Origin of the sequence: Sorangium sp. KYC3313 (assembly GCF_052075895.1) — a bacterium.
Lineage (GTDB): Bacteria > Myxococcota_A > Polyangia > Polyangiales > Polyangiaceae > Sorangium > Sorangium cellulosum_B.
This window is the reverse complement of record NZ_CP197255.1, coordinates 4,209,777-4,225,383: the sequence shown is the minus strand read 5'-3', so window position 1 is coordinate 4,225,383 and position 15,607 is coordinate 4,209,777. Positions and strand designations below refer to the sequence as shown.

Sequence of the window (15,607 nt, the reverse complement as noted above, 5' to 3'; positions counted from 1 at the left end):
ATTCCGAGAGATCGCCGGCCCGCGCTCAGGCGAGCGGCGCGCACCGCTGCGCCACCTCGACGACGGCCTCGTCGAGCGGCAGCTCGCGCTGCTGCCCGCCCTCTCGCTCACGGATCGCCACGGAGCGGCGCTCGGCTTCGCGTCTCCCGATCACCGCGACGAGCGGGATCGCCGCCGCGTGCGCGAGGGCGATCTTCCGCGAGAGCGTGTCGTCCCCCGCGTCGAGGATCGCGCGCACCCCCTTCCGCTGGAAGCCGAGGAGGACCTCTTCGGCATAGGCGCGCTGCGCGTCCGTCACAGGAACGACGACGATCTGCTCGGGAAGAAGCCGACCACCATGTCGCGGAAGCCGAAGCCAGCATGGAAGTCGCGCAGCGCGCTCGCGAAGCGCACGACCTCGGCCTCGACCTGCTCCTCGACATAGAAGATGTGGCCGTCGTCCTGCGTGAACTGGCGCAGGCGAAAGAGGCCGTGGAGCGTGCCGCTCGGCTCGTCCCTGTGCACCATGCCGAGCTCGCCGATCCGCAGCGGGAGATCCCGGTACGACGGCGCCATGCGCGCCACGATCTGCATGTGACCCGGGCAGTTCACGGGCTTGAGCGCGGCGGCGTGATCGTCCTCCTGCAGCCGGAACGTGTTCGAGGAGAAATTGTCCCAGTGGCCGCTGGCCTTCCAGATCGCCTGCCGCAGGAGGAGCGGCGTGCGGACCTCTCGATAGCTGTCACGCATCATCTGGCGCCGGACCGCCTCCTCGAGGACGCGATAGAGCGTGAACCCGCGCGCGTGCCAGAACACCATGCCTGGCGCCTCCTCCTGGATGTGGAACAGGTCGTGGCGCTGGCCTAGATACCGATGATCGTCTTCGTCGAGCATGTCAGTCTCCGTCGGTGGTGGCCGGCCAGACGGAGCGCTGCAAAGCGACGTGCCCCGTCCGGATCCCGGCGGGGCTTGGTTCCTCGTATGCTCGTCAGCTCACCGCACGCACACGAGACCAACCCCGCCGGTGCGGGGAGTGGTCGTCGTGGTCGCGGTGAAGCCGGAGCTCACGTGGACAGGTGCATCGCGGCGTCCAGATCTCGTCAAGCCGGACGTCCCTGGTTACATACGGGTTACATACGATTCACGGACGGACAGCGACCGCGCGGGACAGGAGCAGCGCGCCGGTGAAGAGGTAACCCGAGCAGGAACGGAAGACATCGTAGGAGCGGCCGAGCAGCGGAGCGCACCGAAGAATGTCCCCGATGCGCCACATCTCCTCGTGGCGCGTGATCTCGAAGCTCTCGCCGCCGTCGATCATGCAGAAATCGTAGGTCAGGATCACCCGCACGGGGTACGCGCAGCGCGGGAACAACCTCAGGTACAAGGTGCTGTCGACCAGGGCGCGGCCTGCGTCACTCGGCTCGGAGAGCCGGACGCTCAACTGAGAGACGTCGAGGTCGAAACGGCCGCCGACGCGAGATCCCGAGAGGCCGACCTGGTACGTCTCGATCCCGCGCACGCGCCGCCATGGATTGACGAACTCGATGCCACGGGCAAGGTAGGGATAGACCTCCTTCTCCAGCGTCGCGATCGGAACCTTCGTGTCGTACATGAGGAGCGAGAGGCGTCGGAAGCGCGCCTTCAGATCGGCGAGCCCGAGGCGCGGCATCGTGGGGATCGTGAACGGGAGGCAGTTCACTTTTGTCGCCATGTCGTGACTCTCCATCCGGATGCGCCCCCGCCCGGTGTGAAGCGCTGGTCCGGGCGCGGAGCGATGAAGGCCGAGACGCAATGGATGGGCCGAGGCGGAGCGTGCTGGAGGTGCGTGCTCTGCGGCGCATCGCCCCGCCCGCGCGCGCGGCGTGTGCGCCGCCGCGCAAAGCGCTCGAAAGGCGCTGTTCTCCGCGCCGCTCAGGGAGAGAATCGGCGCGTCCGCCGTGGATTGCCCTGGTCCCTGGGGCGCCCGCGGTTATCTTCCCGCGCCGTTCGGCACGAGGCGCGCGGCGTTTCGCCCTCTCTGCCGGCGGCGAGTGACGAGGAGAAGAAGTGTCACGGGTTGTGGAGCGCGCAGCGAAGGCCACCAGCAGTCTCACGGAGCGGCGCAGGGCCGCAGCGCGGCGGGTCGCCGCGTTCATGGCGCTCACCCTCGCCTCGGCGGGGTGCGCCGCGCAGGGAGCGCCGGCGCCCGCCGCGCGCGGCGGCGCGGACCCAGGCGCGAGCGTGGGAGCGCCGGCGCCCGCCGCGCGCGGCGGCGCGGACCCAGGCGCGAGCGCGGCGGCCGAGCCGATCTTCCGTGAGGCGGAGTCGCTCGCGGGGCGCTACCGCGTGATCGGCGTGCAGCTCTTCGTGCTCGACCAGGCCGCGGAGGCAGGCGCGGCGGGCGGGCACGGCGAGGCGCGGCGGGCGGCGCTCGAAGCCGAGGCCGCGCGGCTGCGGGCGGGCGTCGCGGCGGCCTACGCCGCGCTGGTCGACGCGCCGGCGCTGCGCGCAGCGGAGCAGCGGCCCCGAGCGCTCCTCGCGCTCGCGCGGGCGCTCCAGGACGGCGGGGACGCGGGCGGCGCCGAGGCGCGGCTGCGCCAGCTCACGCTCGAGCACCCGGCGTCCGGCGAGGCGGCCGAGGCCTACCTCGCGCTGGCCGACCTGGCGTTCGCCGCGGGGCGCCTCGACGAGGCGGTGAGCGCCTGCGACGGCGCGCTCCGCGGCGCCGTGGGGGCGCCGCTCCGCAAGCGCGCGCTCTACGTGAAGTCGTGGAGCCTGCGGGGCCTCGGCGGCCGAAGCGCCACCGGGGGGGCCATGAGGGCGCTGCGCGCCATCGTGCAGCTCGGCCCCGCGCGCGCCGGCTCGCTGGAGGCGATGATCGACGAGGCCGCGGAGCGAGAGCTCGTCGAGCTCTACGCGGCGCACGGCGACCTCGCCCAGGCCCGCGCCTTCTTCGCGGGCGCGGGCGAGCGCGCGGGCCCGCGGCTGCTCGGCGAGGTGGAGGCCCGCGCCGCGCGGCGCGGGCGCCCGGAGCCGCCCGAGCGACCGGCCCTGTGAGGAGCGCCGCCGCCCGGGAGCCTCACCCTTCGCCCGCGTCGATCCGGAACCGCGGCGCCTCGATGCGCTCCCCCCGGCACGCCGGGCAGCGGCTCGGCTTCGCGAGCGACCGCCGCTCGTCGAACGCGTAGCCGCAGCGCAGGCAGCGCGCCGGCGCGACCGAGAGCCGCTCGCCGCGCGCGCGCAACGAGCGCGCGAGGTGCTCGAGGTGCGGCGCCACCTCGCGCTCCCGCATCCCGAGGCGGGTGGAGAGCTCCCACGCGGTCGCCGCTCCCCTGCGGAGCTCCTCCAGGAGCGCCTGCCGCACCGTCTCCGACCGGGGCGCTGGGCTCGGCGGTGGCTTCGGGTCGCTCATCGCGCTCCGTGAGCGTGACACCGCGGCGGCGCCGGTCCAGCGCGCGAGCGCGCTCGCGCGCTGGGCTCGCGGCGCGCTCCAGCACCGCACGGCCAGGGCAGGCGCACAGGTGCTGCCTCTCACGGCGGCGGGGCAGCGCAGCGCGGCACAGACCGCGCGGCCATTGCGCTGTCCACAGCGCGCACGGACAATGCCGCTCCGGAGAACAGCAGCGCATGATCCCGTGCCCGTCCGACGACGCCCTGGCCGCCTGGCTCGCGGGCAACTTCCCGCACGACGACGCGGCGAGCATCCGCGGGCACGTGGCCGGCTGCGACGGCTGTCGCGCGCGGCTCTCGACGCGCCCGAGCGAGAGCGACCTCGGGGCGCCGCTCTTCCTCCACGCGACGCACCAGCGCTTCGGCGAGAGCGAGCGGCCGCCGTCGCCCCCGCTCTCGTGGGCGCCGCCCTCGGCCTTCGATGACTACCGCGTGGTGCGGCCGCTCGGCCGCGGGGGCATGGGGCAGGTGTACCTCGCCCACGACGAGGTCCTCGACCGGCCCGTCGCGCTCAAGTTCGTCGCGGCGGACAGCCCCGATCCCAGGACCATCGAGCGGCTGCGCGTCGAGGCCCGCGCGATCGCGCGCCTCCAGCACCCCAACGTCGTCGCCGTCTACCGGATCGGCGAGGTGCGCGGGCGGCCGTACATCGCCTACGAGTTCGTCGAGGGCGAGCCGCTCGAGCTGCTCCCGAAGCCGCTCCCGTGGCCCGCCGCGCTGCGCCTCGCGCTCGGCCTCGCGCGCGGGCTCGCCGCGGCGCACCGGCGAGGCGTCCTCCACCGCGACATCAAGCCGGCGAACGTGATGCTCGACGCGAGCGGCGAGGTGAAGCTGCTCGACTTCGGCCTCGCCAAGCTCGCCGACCGGCCCGGCGCCCCCGCCGTCGACGCGGGCCATCGCGCCGCGCCGAATTCCGCCGTCGCGCCCGCGCCGTGGGCGCTCACGGACATGTCCGCCCTGACGACCGCGATCCCGGTGGCGCTCGACGCGGTCGGCACGCTCGAGACCGCGAGCCTGACCGACGGCGGCACGATGATGGGCACGCCGCTCTACCTCGCGCCCGAGCTCTGGGCGGGCACCGCCGGCACGCCCCGCTCCGACGTCTACGCGCTCGGGCTGGTCTTCTACGAGCTGTGCGCGGGCCGGCTGCCTCACGCGGGGCTCGATGTGCACGCGATCGCCAGCTGGGTGACGGCGCGGGCGCTCCCGCCGCTGCGCTCGCTCTGCCCCGACATCCCGGAGATGCTCGCGGCCGTCATCGATCGCTGCGTCCTGCGCGAGCCGGAGGCGCGCTTCGCGTCGGCCGAGGAGGTGCAGGCCGCGCTCGAGGAGACCGAGGCGCTCTGCCGGGCGTTCCAGATCGTCCGCTCCGCGTCGTCCCCCGCGAGCGCGCAGGACGCGGGCGCGGACGTCGTGCGCGCCTCGTTCGAGCGCCTCGCCCCGCGCGCCGAGGCGCTCGTGACGCGCTTCTACGAGCGGCTCTTCGCCCGCGAGCCGGCGCTCCGGGCGCTGTTCCCGCCGGACATGCGCGAGCAGCGGCGCAAGCTCGCCGCGGCGCTGCAGCTCGTGGTCGACAACCTGCGCGCGCCGGACAAGCTGGTCGAGATGCTCGAGGCGCTCGGTCGCCGCCACGCGGCGTACGCCGCGTTGCCCGAGCATCTCGACGCCATGGGCCGCGCGCTGCTCGAGGCGCTCGAGGAGCTCGAAGGGGACGCTTGGTCGCCCGCCGCCGCGCGGGCCTGGGCGGGCGCGTACGCGCAGGTCGCCGAGGCGATGCGGCGCGGGCTCGAGGCCGCGCGGGAGGGGGTGGTCTCCTCCACGCGGGCGCCCGCGCGCCTGCCCGCCGCGGAGACCCGCTTGGCCACGAGCGCCGACGCGAGCCTGGCCTACAGGACCGCGGGCGCCGGGCCGATCGATCTGGTGCTGGTCCAGGGGTGGGTGACGCACGTGGAGGCCGCGTGGGAGGGCGCGCACATCTCCCGGTTCTTCGCCGAGCTCGGCGCGTGGGCGCGGCTCATCGTGCTCGACCAGCGCGGCACCGGGATGAGCGAGCGCGAGGGCGCGGGCGCTCCGGCCGAGCAGCAGGCGGAGGATCTGCTGGCGGTGCTGGACGCGGCCGGCGTGGCGCGCGCCGCGCTCCTCGGCGTCGGCGCCGGCTTCGCGCCGTGCGCGCTGCTCGCGGCGGCGCACCCGGCGCGGGCGCGCGCCCTGATCGCGCTCGGGAGCGCGGCGCAGATGTCTGCCTGGCCGGGGTGCCTCTTCGGGCTCGCCGGCGAGGACGCCGAGGAGGCCGAGCGCGCGCTGCGGAGCGGCTGGGGCGAGCCGCTCTTCCTCGATCGCCTGGCCCCGTCCGCGGCGGATGACGGCGCGTTCCGGCGCTTCTGGGCCGCGTACCTGCGCCACGGCGCGAGCCCTGGCGGGGCGGCGCGCATGCTCCGGGCACACGCGGCGGCCGACGTCCGGCCCGCGCTGGGCCGGGTGAGCGCCCCGACGCTCGTGCTGCACCGGGCGGGCGATCGGGCCGTCCCGGCGGCGGCCGGGCGCGACCTCGCCGGCCGCATCCGCGGCGCGCGCCACGTCGAGCTGCCGGGCGACGATCACCTCCCCTTCATCGGCGAGTCAGGTCCGCTGCTCGCCGAGCTGCGGGCCTTCCTTGGCGCGGATGCCGGGGGGACCCCCGTCTCGAGCCTCGTGCCCTCCGCGGCGCTCGGCGCCGCCTCCGGCGGCTGACGCGCTCGGCGCGGGGCCAAGCACGCGGCGCGTCGTCGCCCGGCTCGCGCCGCGGAGCTCTCGTGGACACCGCCTGCGCTCGCACGACGAGCCGCGCGGGCCGTCAGACGCGCGCCCGCCTCTCGGACGCTCGCGCTCGCATCGCTTCCTCAACCGATGTTTGCCCGCGCCACGATGCGCCGATGAGCTGATGAGCCCGAGTTCAGCGTGCGGACGTCCGCGTCTCCGGCTTCGCCCGATACGACTTGAGAGTTCTCCTTATCTCGATGTCTCTCCAGGAAAAAGGAAACATCCTGTCTACCTTGCGATCTCGTGATTCCCCCGCTAGCTTGAATTGATGATGGGATGGTCGCGCCCGCTGACCTGCTGTATCGCTGCCGTGCTTGGCGCATTCGCGAGCGCTTGCTCCGGGACGGAGCAGGGCTCTGCCGGCGCAGCGGCAGGCGCGGCCGGCGCAGGCGGGGCGGGAGGCGACGGCAGCGCCGGGAGCGCGGCGGGCGGGGGCGCCGACTGCCCTCCTGGTGAGGAAGGCTGTCCGTGTGGGCCTCTGGGCCAGTGCGACGGCGGGCTCCGCTGCGCAGACAGCGTATGTGTTGTTTCGGAGTGTGCCAGCGCCGATGATGATCCGATGGTCGACGGCGACTGCGACTGCGACTGGCGGGGAGGCCCGGAGGACCCCTCATTCCAGCGCTCGGATACGTGGGGCACCACGGGGGCAGCGCTCGTCTCCCCCGAGGTCGAGGGCAACGGCAACCCCGGGGCCGGCATCATCGGGAGAGACGCGGTGTGCCAGATGGCGGGCTTCTATCAGCGCCTCTCGATGCCGGACCTCGCGTGCGCCGGGCCGCTCCTCCTCACGTTCGCCGCGCGCGTCGGCTGCGAGCTCGCGATGGACTGCCTCGGCCCGCCGGGGGTCGGGGTCCGGATCGACGGAGGGATCACCGACCTCGATCTCATGCCCTCTTCGTCTTTTTCCCCGCAACGGGTGTGCCTGGGAGAGCGCGCCTACGGCAGGCCGATCGAGCTGCTCCTCGGGCCCGCCCGGCGTTCTCCCCTGTGCGATGAGGACACCGGACAGGACTTCACGCTGACGTTCGATGACGTCGCCCTTCGGCCTGATGAAATGAACGAGTGCCCGCCGCCTGGCCAGGTGCTGAACGGCGACTTCGAAGCAGGCGCCGCCGGCTGGAAGGCGACCCCCGAGGGCGGCGTCTCCGAGATCGAGGGCGGCCTGGGCCAGGGCGGCGGCAAGGGCGGACATCTCGCCACCACGCTCTTCTGCCAGGTTCCCTCGCTCGAGGGCACGCTCTCGGCGCCCTTGCCGTCCGCCGCGCTGCCGAGCCCGGCGCTCCGCATCTGGAGCCGTGGCAGCCCGGGGGCGATCGTCGACGTGATGCTGAGCACGCACCGGCTGACGGCCCTGACGGGCACGGGCGAGGCGCAGGTCTCGCATGCCTGCTTGCCCCGGTGGGCGCTCGGCATGGCGCACCGCCTCGCGTTCGCGTTCCGGAACCGGCACAGCCAGCCGTGCATGGAGGAGAACAAGCGGGATTTCACGGTGGATGATCTCGCCATCGTCTCCGACGACCGCTGCCCCGGGGACGCGCCGCTCTTCGACCCCGGCTTCGAGAACCCCGGCGCGGACGCGGGCCTCTCGCCGACATGGGTCCTCAACGCGGAGGACCCTGCGCGCGGCAGCGCCAGGCTCGCGGTCGACGCGGCGGCCGCGCACGCCGGCGACGTCTCGCTCTCGCTGTCCGTGCGAAAGCCGTGCCGCGAGCCCTCGGCCTCCACCGTGTTCACCGTCCCCGAGCCTCAGGGGACCGCCGGTCCGGCGCTGAAGTTCTGGTACCGCACGAGCCACCTCCTCGCAGCGACCGCCTCCTCGATGCCAGGAGGCGCCCTCGCTGCCAGCGAGCGCTGGACGCAACAGACGATCTGCCTGGATCCGCGCACGGCGGGCATGCCTCAGCCGATCTCTTTCAAGATAAGAGCCAGCGGCACCTGCGATGCGCCGCTCGACGACGAGGCCTTGCACGTGGACGACGTCGAGGCGACGACCGATCCCTCGTGCCCGGCCGCGGCGCTCCCCTGAGCTGCGGAGCCCTGGCGCCTCGAGTCGAGTCGCCGGGCAGAAGGTGCCTCTCGGCTCAGCCGCGCTTCCGGCCCACCAGGATGACGATCGGATAGGCGAAGTGGACCTCGTCCCCCCGGAGCTCCGCGCCCACGCCGAGCGCGTCGACGCCGACGTCGGCGCGGTAGAGGGCCCGGAGCCGGTCCGCTCCGCCGGGCTCCGGGAAGGAGGCCCGGAGCGTGGCCTCGAGCTCCACCTCGAGCCGGTACCGCGTCGTCGTCTCGATCTCCAGCCCCGCCGCGTCGAACAGGGCGTCGAGCTCGCGCTCGGTGAGCGCGCTCGCGTGCGACGGATCGCGGATCTTCTCGGCGGCGTCGTACGCCGCCCGCTTGTCCTCGGCCGGCGCCACGTCGATCACGGCGACTCGCCCGCTCCTCTGGCACACGCGGGCCATCTCGCGCAGCGTCACGAGCGGCTCCAGCAGGTGATGGAAGCTGTAGCGCGTCGTGACCAGGCGATAGCTCTCGTCCGGATAGGGCAGCCGGCTCGCGTCGCCGAGCTCCCAGGTGACGTTGGAGAGGCCGAGGCTCGCCTGCCTCTTCCGCGCCTCGTCCAGCATCGCCGGGACGATGTCGAGCCCCCGCACGCTCGCCACGCGCTGGGCCAGCGCGCAGGCGACGATCCCCGGCCCGCAGGCCACGTCGAGGGCCGCGTCGCTCGGCGCCGGGGCGAGCGCGTCGAGCAGCAGCCCCATGGCGGATTCCGCCGAGTGGGCCCGGACCTCGGCGAACGGCCTGGCCTGGCGGGTGAACTGTTCCTGTATCAACGCATCGTGCGCCGCGGGAGCCGCTTGCTTCATGGCGCTCGAAGATGGACGCGCTCCGGCTTTACGGCTGCCGGCGATCGGACAAAGATCACCGCCGAGAGGCCACGCCTTGCAAGCCCGCGTCCTGACCCCGACGGAGACCACCGAGCACCTCGCGCGCCTCGGGCTCGATCATGCCGGCGCGCGCGCGTTCTCCTACGAAGACGAGCTGCCGGGAGCCGTGTACGGCTGGCACACCCACGCGCGGCACCAGCTGCTCTGCCCTCTGGCCGGCACGGCGCGCCTCGAGGTCGAGGACGCGTCCTTCCTGCTCCCCCCGCAGCTCGCCGCGCTCATCCCCGCGGGCGAGCGGCACGCCACCACCTGCCGCGACGCGTCCATCGTCTCGATCTATTTCGAGCCCGCCGCGTTCCCTTCCCCCCTCGCGGCGGTGAGGATCTTCGAGATCCCCGCGCTCCTGCGCGAGATGGTCATCTACGCGCGCCGCTGGCCGGTCGCGCGGCGTCCGGACGACGCCGCGGCCAACACGTTCTTCGCGGCGATGGCGGATATCATCGGCCCGCTCCTCGATCGCGGCGCCACGTACCGGCTGCCCCGCGGCAAGACGCGGCCGGTGCAGCGCGCGATCGAGTGCGCGCTGCGCGACGTCTCCAGCGCCGATCTCCCGCGGGCCGCCGCGTTCGCAGGGGCGACCGAGCGCACGCTGCGGCGGCGGTTCCGCGAGGAGACCGGCGTCACGTGGCGCGGCTTCGTCACGCGCGCGCGCGTGCTCCGGGCGATCGACCTGCTCTCCAGCCCGAGCGCCAGCGTCACGCAGGTCGCGCTGGACGTCGGCTTTCAGAGCCTCGGCGCGTTCGCCGCCGCGTTCCGCGCCGTCACCGGCCAGACGCCGAGCGAGTTTCGCAGGGCCGCCCGACCATCGCCGGGCGGTGGACACACGAGCTGACCTGAGCGGACCTGACGGCGCGGACGCGATCGTCGAAGAGCGCGCCGCGGACGGCGGCGCGCGCCGCGAGGTCGAGGGCTACTGCGTGATCGCCCGGAGGTCGAGCATCTCTTCGACGCTCGGGACCACGATGAGGTCGCAGCGGCGGTTCTTCTGCCGGCCCTCGTCGGTGTCGTTGGTCGCGACCGGATCGGTGTCCGCGAAGCCCGCCGCGCTCCAGTTCGCGACGGGGAGCGCGCCCCCGCCGCCCTTGACGTCGGCCGGGCTGACGAGGAACACGAGCACCTCGCGGGCGCGCATCAGCGACAGGCCCCAGTTGTCGCGGAACTGGCCGCCCGCGAGCGGCTTGTTGTCCGTGTGGCCGGCGACCTGGTAGTCGCGCTGGAGCAGCGACTTGTCGTTCTTGACGACCGTCGCGACCTTGAGGAGGATCTCCTTGCCCTCCTTCTTCAGCGACTCGCGCCCGGAGTCGAAGAGGACGTCGCCCGGCAGCGAGATGACCATCCGGTTGTTCCGGATGTTCACCGCCAGGCCGAGCTTCGTGAGCTCGTCCAGCTTCTTCTTGAGCGTCTCGAACCGCGCCTTGATCGCCTCCAGCTGGCGGGCGCGGGCCTTGAACTCCGCGAGCGCCTTCTCGCGCTCCTCCAGCGTCGAGCTCAGCTGCGACACCTGCGTGCTCGTCGCCTGGAGGTTCTCGTTCAGCTTGCTGATGTCGATGCCGGCCGCCTCCAGCTGCTTCGTCAGCTCCGCGACCCTCGCCTGGGCCGCCTCGAGCTCCTGCTGCGTCTGGGCGAGGCGGCCCTCCGTGGTCTGGTGCTGGCTCTGAAGGCGGTTGTACTTGTCGAGCTGGGCCTTCCACTCCTCCTCGGAGTAGCCGCACCCCAGCGAGGACGACGCGATCACGGCAGGCAGGAAGGCCGCGAAAGCGGTTCTGCGACCTTTCAAGACACGAGGGTGCATGAGCACGCTCCTTACACTCTAGTTGGTGAACATGAGCTGGGGCCGATGGCCCGGCCCGCGCCCGGTTCCAGGGGACAGCGGCCTGTCAGGCCGTGCGGACGCGTACCCTACCGAGGTCGCGCGCGATTGTAAAAGGCCGTATCGAGCCGCCCGACCCGCCGCCTCGCGCGCCTCTCGCCGTCGCCGGGCCCCGTCCCCGCTTCCGCCAGGCGCGGCGCGCTGACGCGGCGCGTGGTTGCGCCATCGCAACACAGGCGCGCTTGTCCGTTGTTCCCGCCTGCGCACCTGCTAATGGGACGGCCCATGGCCTATCGCATCACGCTGATCCCGGGCGACGGCATCGGCCCGGAGGTCGTGACGGCGACTCAGGATGTGGTCTCCGCCGCCGGCGTCGCCGTCGACTGGGAGATCCACCACGCGGGCATCGAGGTCGCGAAGCTGACGGGCTCGCCGCTCCCCCTCCCCGTGATCGACGCCGTGCGGAAGAACCGGATCGCCCTGAAAGGCCCGGTGACGACGCCGATCGGGGGCGGGTTCCGCTCGGTCAACGTCACGCTCCGGCAGACGCTCGACCTCTACGCGAACGTGCGGCCGATCCGCAGCCTGCCGGGCGTCGACCCGCGGTTCGACGTCGACATGGTCATCGTGCGCGAGAACACCGAGGGGCTCTACGCCGGGCTCGAGCTCATGATCCTGCCCGGCGTGGCCCAGAGCATCAAGCTCACGACCGAGCGGGGCTCGACGCGCATCGCGGAGTTCGCGTTCCGGTACGCGAAGAAGCACGGCCGGAGCAAGGTGACGATCGTCCACAAGGCGAACATCATGAAGATCTCCGACGGCCTCGCGCTCGACTGCGCGCGGCGGGTGGCCGTGGGGCACCCCGAGATCCAGCTCGGCGAGATGATCGTCGACGCGGCGGCCATGACGATGGTCCGCGATCCGAACCGGCTCGGCGTGATCGTGACGGAGAACCTCTACGGCGACATCCTCTCGGACCTCGGGGCCGGCCTGGTCGGCGGGCTCGGGATCGTGCCCGGCGCGAACATCGGCGACGACGCGGCGGTCTTCGAGGCGGTGCACGGGTCGGCGCCGGACATCGCGGGCAAGGGCTACGCGAACCCGACGGCGCTCGTGCAGAGCGCCGTGATGATGCTGCGGCACCTCGGCGAGCACGACGCGGGCGATCGGATCGAGCGGGCGCTGACGACGCTCTACCGGGCCGGCGAGGTGCGCACGCGCGACCTTGGCGGCGCCGCGAGCACGAGCGACTTCACCCGGGCGCTCTGCGCGGAGATCGAAAGGCCTCGCGCGGAGGCCTAGCGGAGGGCATCCTGATCCCGCAGACGTGGGATCCGCCTTCACGTGGCTGCTCGAGTGGTGCGCCGAGCTCGTCGGCGCGACGGACGGGGCTGCCGGCGCCGCGGGCGACGACGCGAGGCGCCGGCGGCGGCTGCTGCTCTTCCTCGCGCTCTCGTCGCTCGTCGCGGCGAGCTACTTCCTCAGCGAGATCTGGGGCGTGAAGGGCCTGCTCCCGGCCGCCCTGTTCTTCGCGCTCGCGGTGAAGGCGACGCGCGCCGTCCTCGACGCGCGCGCGTCCGTGTGGCGCGCCGCCGCGCTCGACCTCGAGGACCCGGCGCAGCGCCCGCGCGCCGGCGCGGATCCGTGGTTCTCGCCCCCGACGGCGAGGGTCCTGCGCGCGCTGGCCGCGGTGATCGACGACGCGCGCCGCGAGCGCTACGCGGCCGCGCTGGAGCGGCTCCCGTCGGTCGATCGGGCCGCGCTCCGGCCCGACGAGGCGCGGCTGCTCGAAGCGGCCCGCGCGCTGCTCTCGCTGGGCCTCGGCGACCCGGCGCGCGCGGCGCAGCAGGCGATCGTCGCGCTGCCCACGGGGATCGACGCCATCGACGCGCGGCTCGGCCGCGTGGTGATCGCCGACGCGTGGAAGAGCCCCGCGCGGCTCGAGGCGATCGATCGCGCGTGGCGGCAGGAGCTCCAGGGCGGCGTGGCGTCCGAGGCGCTCGAGCGCCTCCTGTCGCTGTCGCGGCTGCGCTTCGCGCCGCACGCGCTGGAGGCGCTCCAGCCCGTCGAGGCGCGCGCGCTGTCGGCCGAGGCCTGGTCGATCGGCGAGGAGGAGCTCGCCGCGGCGCTCGAATCCCGCGCGCGGGGCGGCGTCTACCGCTGAACCGGCGGCTCACCGCGGCGGCGCACGGCGGCCGCTCACGGCGGCGGCTCGCGCGGCACGGCGGGCGCGATCTCGCGCAGCAGGCGGAGGCCGCCGAGCGAGATCTCGACCACCGCGGCGAGCCGCTCCGCCACGAGCTGCTCCGCCGAGGGCCCCGCGGCGCGCGTCTCCGCGACGAAGGCGAAGCAGCGCCGGCCGGAGCCGCCGAAGGCGACCGCGAAGCCGTCGATCGGCGCTCGCGGCGATGAGTGCGTGTCGGCGACGCCGATCGCCACGACCGTGTCGAACCCCTCCGGCACGTCGATCCGGCGCTCGACGGCGGTGAGGCCGTCTACGGGGCGCGGCAGATCGCGCCAGAGCCGCGCGCGCGCCTCGCACGCCGCGCGGCTCGCGCGGCCGTCCTCGCGCCAGGTGCGCACGAGCAGCGACGTCGACGACGCGGCGTGGGTCGCGACGAGCCAGGGGCCCTCGCCGTCCTCGACGCGGAAGCCGCGCGCGTCGGGCAGGGGGAGCCGGAGATCGAAGCGATCCGAGCGGTATTCTCCGAGCTCGCCGTCGCCGAGCGTCGACGCCGCCTGCGCGGGCGGCGCGGGCCTCGGCGGCCCGGGCGGCGCGGCCGGGGCCGGCGCGCACGCGGGTATCAGGGCGAGCAGCGCGGCGGCCGGCGCGAGGGCGCGGCGCGGCGCGCGCGCCTTCGGCTGCGGCCCGTTCCCCGGCGCTCCTTCGGGCTCGGCGCGCGGCTCCGGCCTCATCGCGTGAGCAGGACGAGCAACGCGCCTGCGCCGCCCTCCGCGTCCGGGGCCGTCGCGAAGGCGGCGACGTGGCGGGCGACGCGGCCGTTGCTCAGCCAGGCGGCGATCTCGCCGCGGAGCACGGCGTGGCCGCCGGGCGAGTGGTTGCCCTTGCCGTGGACGATGGCGACGACGCGGTCGCCGTCGCGCTGGCGCTTGCAGACGAACGCCTCGACGGCCTCGCGCGCCGCCTCGAGCCTCAGGCCGTGCAGATCGAGGGTGCCGTCGACGGCGTAGCGGGCGCGGCGGAGCCGCCTGAGCTCGCGCGGATCGACGTCGAGGCGCCGGCCCTCGATGCGCTCGCTGTCGTCCGTGGTCTCGAACTTGATCCCCTCGATGACGAGCGAGCGCATGCGCGAGCGCGCGTCCTCGTCCGGATCGAACGCGATCGTCGGGAGCGCGGCCCGCTCGACGCGGCTGGCGGTGACCGGGATCCGGGTCGCGCGATCCTCGAGCACGCGGACGCCCGCCATGTAGATGGCGAAGGTCTCGGGGTCGACGGGCCGCGGCGCCGGCTCGGCGCCTGCCCGCGGCGCCGCGCCTGCGCCCGGGGGCGCGGGCGATCTCGCCTTGGGCTTCGCCTCGGTCGAGGCCACCGTCGCCTTGGGCCTCGCCTCGGTCGAGGCCGCCGTCGCCTTGGGCCTCGCCTCGGGCGCCGGCTTGGCCTTGTTCAGCTGCCGGAGCGTGGAGAACGGCTGATAAAACGCCTCATTCGCCTTGCGCGCCGCCGCCTTCGCGGCTCGCTCCGGGCTGGCCGTCGTTCTCGTGTCTCTCTCGCGCTTCGCGCCCTTCGCCATCCCCCAGAACATCGCTCGCGAGGCCGCGGAGTGCAAACCGGACGGCTTCGATGCCGGCGAGCTGCCCGTCCTCGAAGTGCCAGTCGGGGTCGTCGAGGCCGGGGAAGTCGTGCGGGTTGCGGATGTCCTCGGCCGTGAGCGTCGGGATGAGGCGCCGCGCGAGGTCGATGACCTTGGCCCTCTGCGCTCCCTCCATGGCGGCGAGCAGCGCGAAGATGCGGTGGAAGAGCTGGGCGGGCGAGGGGGCGGCGGGCGGGGCGCCTGGGCGGCCCGCGTCGTGAGAGCGCATCGGGCGCAGCATACGCCATCGGGCCGGGCGCGCCGCGGCGCGAGGAACGGGGACCCACCCGCCCCCGGCGCCGCTCCGGATCGAGGTCAGCGAGGCTCTCCGAGGCGCATGATCGGCCCGGGGCGGTCCTCTGCCGGCGTTGCCTCGGATCGCCCGGGGTCACGGGGCTGCCCGTAGGGAGAGAAGCCCCCGTACGGCCTGAAGGGCCTGAACGGCCGGAGATGCCCATACGGCCTGAAGGGCCTGAACGGCCGGAAATGCCCATACGGCCTGTGCGGCCCGAAGGGCCTGAACGGCCGGAAATTCCCATGATATGGGGCATCGTCCGGGGGAATCCTGGCGCCGGGGAAGTCCGCGCTCGTTGTCTCCTCGACGAGCACGAGATCTTGGATGGGCGTCGTGCTCCCCGCAGCAGCCATCTGCGCGGTGCCGAGCGCCATTCCGGACAGCGCCAGGACCCCGAGCGCTTTCATCAGCTTCATCACGGAATCCTTTCGCGATGCGAGCGTCTTGCCGGGCGTCATCCCGTGCGGGCTGCGTCCATGGCGATGCAAGCGTGAGGCCCGTTCGCGGCGGACCGCTTGTGCCACGCACGGCGGCGCGG

15 protein-coding genes are annotated in these 15,607 nt (G+C 73.9%); 6 read left to right on the top strand and 9 right to left on the bottom strand.

All coding sequences use genetic code 11. From position 1 onward, the window contains the following. Nucleotides 1–25: 25 nt before the first annotated feature. The 3 genes from ACSRUE_RS16460 to ACSRUE_RS16450 all read right to left on the bottom strand — a co-directional run bounded on the left by ACSRUE_RS16460 (nucleotide 26) and on the right by ACSRUE_RS16450 (nucleotide 1,690). Nucleotides 26–298 carry a His/Gly/Thr/Pro-type tRNA ligase C-terminal domain-containing protein gene (locus tag ACSRUE_RS16460; protein ID WP_441291822.1) on the bottom strand — a complete coding sequence of 91 codons (273 nt, stop codon included), beginning with the start codon at nucleotides 296–298 and terminating at the stop codon, nucleotides 26–28. Further along, nucleotides 295–873: an aminoacyl--tRNA ligase-related protein gene (locus tag ACSRUE_RS16455; protein ID WP_441291821.1), complete on the bottom strand. Its 579-nt coding sequence runs from the start codon at nucleotides 871–873 to the stop codon at nucleotides 295–297. The genes ACSRUE_RS16460 and ACSRUE_RS16455 overlap by 4 nt, the downstream gene beginning before the upstream one ends. 247 nt (nucleotides 874–1,120) lie before the next feature. After that, entirely contained in the window at nucleotides 1,121–1,690 is a 570-nt protein-coding gene (locus ACSRUE_RS16450) for a hypothetical protein (protein ID WP_441291820.1), read from the bottom strand. 335 nt (nucleotides 1,691–2,025) lie between these two features. On the opposite strand from ACSRUE_RS16450, the gene ACSRUE_RS16445 reads away from it, so the two are divergent. After that, complete coding sequence (locus ACSRUE_RS16445; RefSeq protein WP_441291819.1) at nucleotides 2,026–3,015, top strand: hypothetical protein; 990 nt, start codon at nucleotides 2,026–2,028, stop codon at nucleotides 3,013–3,015. Between the two features lie 22 nt (nucleotides 3,016–3,037). Here ACSRUE_RS16445 and ACSRUE_RS16440 read toward each other — a convergent pair whose 3' ends face one another. Next, nucleotides 3,038–3,370: a transcriptional regulator gene (locus tag ACSRUE_RS16440; protein ID WP_437765127.1), complete on the bottom strand. Its 333-nt coding sequence runs from the start codon at nucleotides 3,368–3,370 to the stop codon at nucleotides 3,038–3,040. A 215-nt stretch (nucleotides 3,371–3,585) separates the two neighbouring features. Between ACSRUE_RS16440 and ACSRUE_RS16435 the strand changes: the two genes are divergently transcribed. Both ACSRUE_RS16435 and ACSRUE_RS16430 read left to right on the top strand, forming a co-directional pair. Next, nucleotides 3,586–6,138: an alpha/beta fold hydrolase gene (locus tag ACSRUE_RS16435; RefSeq protein WP_441291818.1), complete on the top strand. Its 2,553-nt coding sequence runs from the start codon at nucleotides 3,586–3,588 to the stop codon at nucleotides 6,136–6,138. A gap of 628 nt (nucleotides 6,139–6,766) precedes the next feature. Beyond that, nucleotides 6,767–8,233, top strand: a complete 1,467-nt coding sequence (locus tag ACSRUE_RS16430) for a hypothetical protein (RefSeq protein ID WP_441291817.1) — start codon at nucleotides 6,767–6,769, stop codon at nucleotides 8,231–8,233. Between the two features lie 55 nt (nucleotides 8,234–8,288). Here ACSRUE_RS16430 and ACSRUE_RS16425 read toward each other — a convergent pair whose 3' ends face one another. Continuing rightward, on the bottom strand, nucleotides 8,289–9,071 hold the full coding sequence (locus ACSRUE_RS16425) for a class I SAM-dependent methyltransferase (RefSeq protein WP_441291816.1): 783 nt from the start codon (nucleotides 9,069–9,071) through the stop codon (nucleotides 8,289–8,291). 76 nt (nucleotides 9,072–9,147) lie between these two features. On the opposite strand from ACSRUE_RS16425, the gene ACSRUE_RS16420 reads away from it, so the two are divergent. Beyond that, a complete protein-coding gene (locus tag ACSRUE_RS16420; protein ID WP_437765123.1) occupies nucleotides 9,148–9,984 on the top strand; it encodes an AraC family transcriptional regulator in 837 nt (278 codons plus the stop codon). Nucleotides 9,985–10,062: 78 nt separating this feature from the next. Here ACSRUE_RS16420 and ACSRUE_RS16415 read toward each other — a convergent pair whose 3' ends face one another. Further along, complete coding sequence (locus ACSRUE_RS16415; protein ID WP_441291815.1) at nucleotides 10,063–10,887, bottom strand: OmpA family protein; 825 nt, start codon at nucleotides 10,885–10,887, stop codon at nucleotides 10,063–10,065. A gap of 360 nt (nucleotides 10,888–11,247) precedes the next feature. On the opposite strand from ACSRUE_RS16415, the gene ACSRUE_RS16410 reads away from it, so the two are divergent. Beyond that, entirely contained in the window at nucleotides 11,248–12,264 is a 1,017-nt protein-coding gene (locus ACSRUE_RS16410; RefSeq protein ID WP_438032561.1) for an isocitrate/isopropylmalate dehydrogenase family protein, read from the top strand. A 25-nt stretch (nucleotides 12,265–12,289) separates the two neighbouring features. Further along, entirely contained in the window at nucleotides 12,290–13,126 is an 837-nt protein-coding gene (locus ACSRUE_RS16405) for a hypothetical protein (RefSeq protein ID WP_441291814.1), read from the top strand. A 35-nt stretch (nucleotides 13,127–13,161) separates the two neighbouring features. Here the strand turns inward: ACSRUE_RS16405 and ACSRUE_RS16400 are convergent, their stop codons facing one another. Genes ACSRUE_RS16400 through ACSRUE_RS16390 form a run of 3 tightly spaced genes read right to left on the bottom strand, consistent with a single transcriptional unit; the run spans nucleotide 13,162 to nucleotide 15,003 of the window. Continuing rightward, the gene (locus ACSRUE_RS16400; RefSeq protein WP_441291813.1) at nucleotides 13,162–13,878 is read right to left on the bottom strand and encodes a hypothetical protein; all 717 of its coding nucleotides are present in this window, start codon (nucleotides 13,876–13,878) and stop codon (nucleotides 13,162–13,164) included. Then, entirely contained in the window at nucleotides 13,875–14,714 is an 840-nt protein-coding gene (locus tag ACSRUE_RS16395) for a Smr/MutS family protein (RefSeq protein WP_441291812.1), read from the bottom strand. Before ACSRUE_RS16395 ends, ACSRUE_RS16400 begins: the two co-directional genes overlap by 4 nt. Next, nucleotides 14,626–15,003 (bottom strand): hypothetical protein, encoded by a 378-nt coding sequence (locus ACSRUE_RS16390; protein WP_441291811.1) that lies wholly within the window; start codon nucleotides 15,001–15,003, stop codon nucleotides 14,626–14,628. The genes ACSRUE_RS16395 and ACSRUE_RS16390 overlap by 89 nt, the downstream gene beginning before the upstream one ends. Nucleotides 15,004–15,607 lie beyond the last annotated feature (604 nt).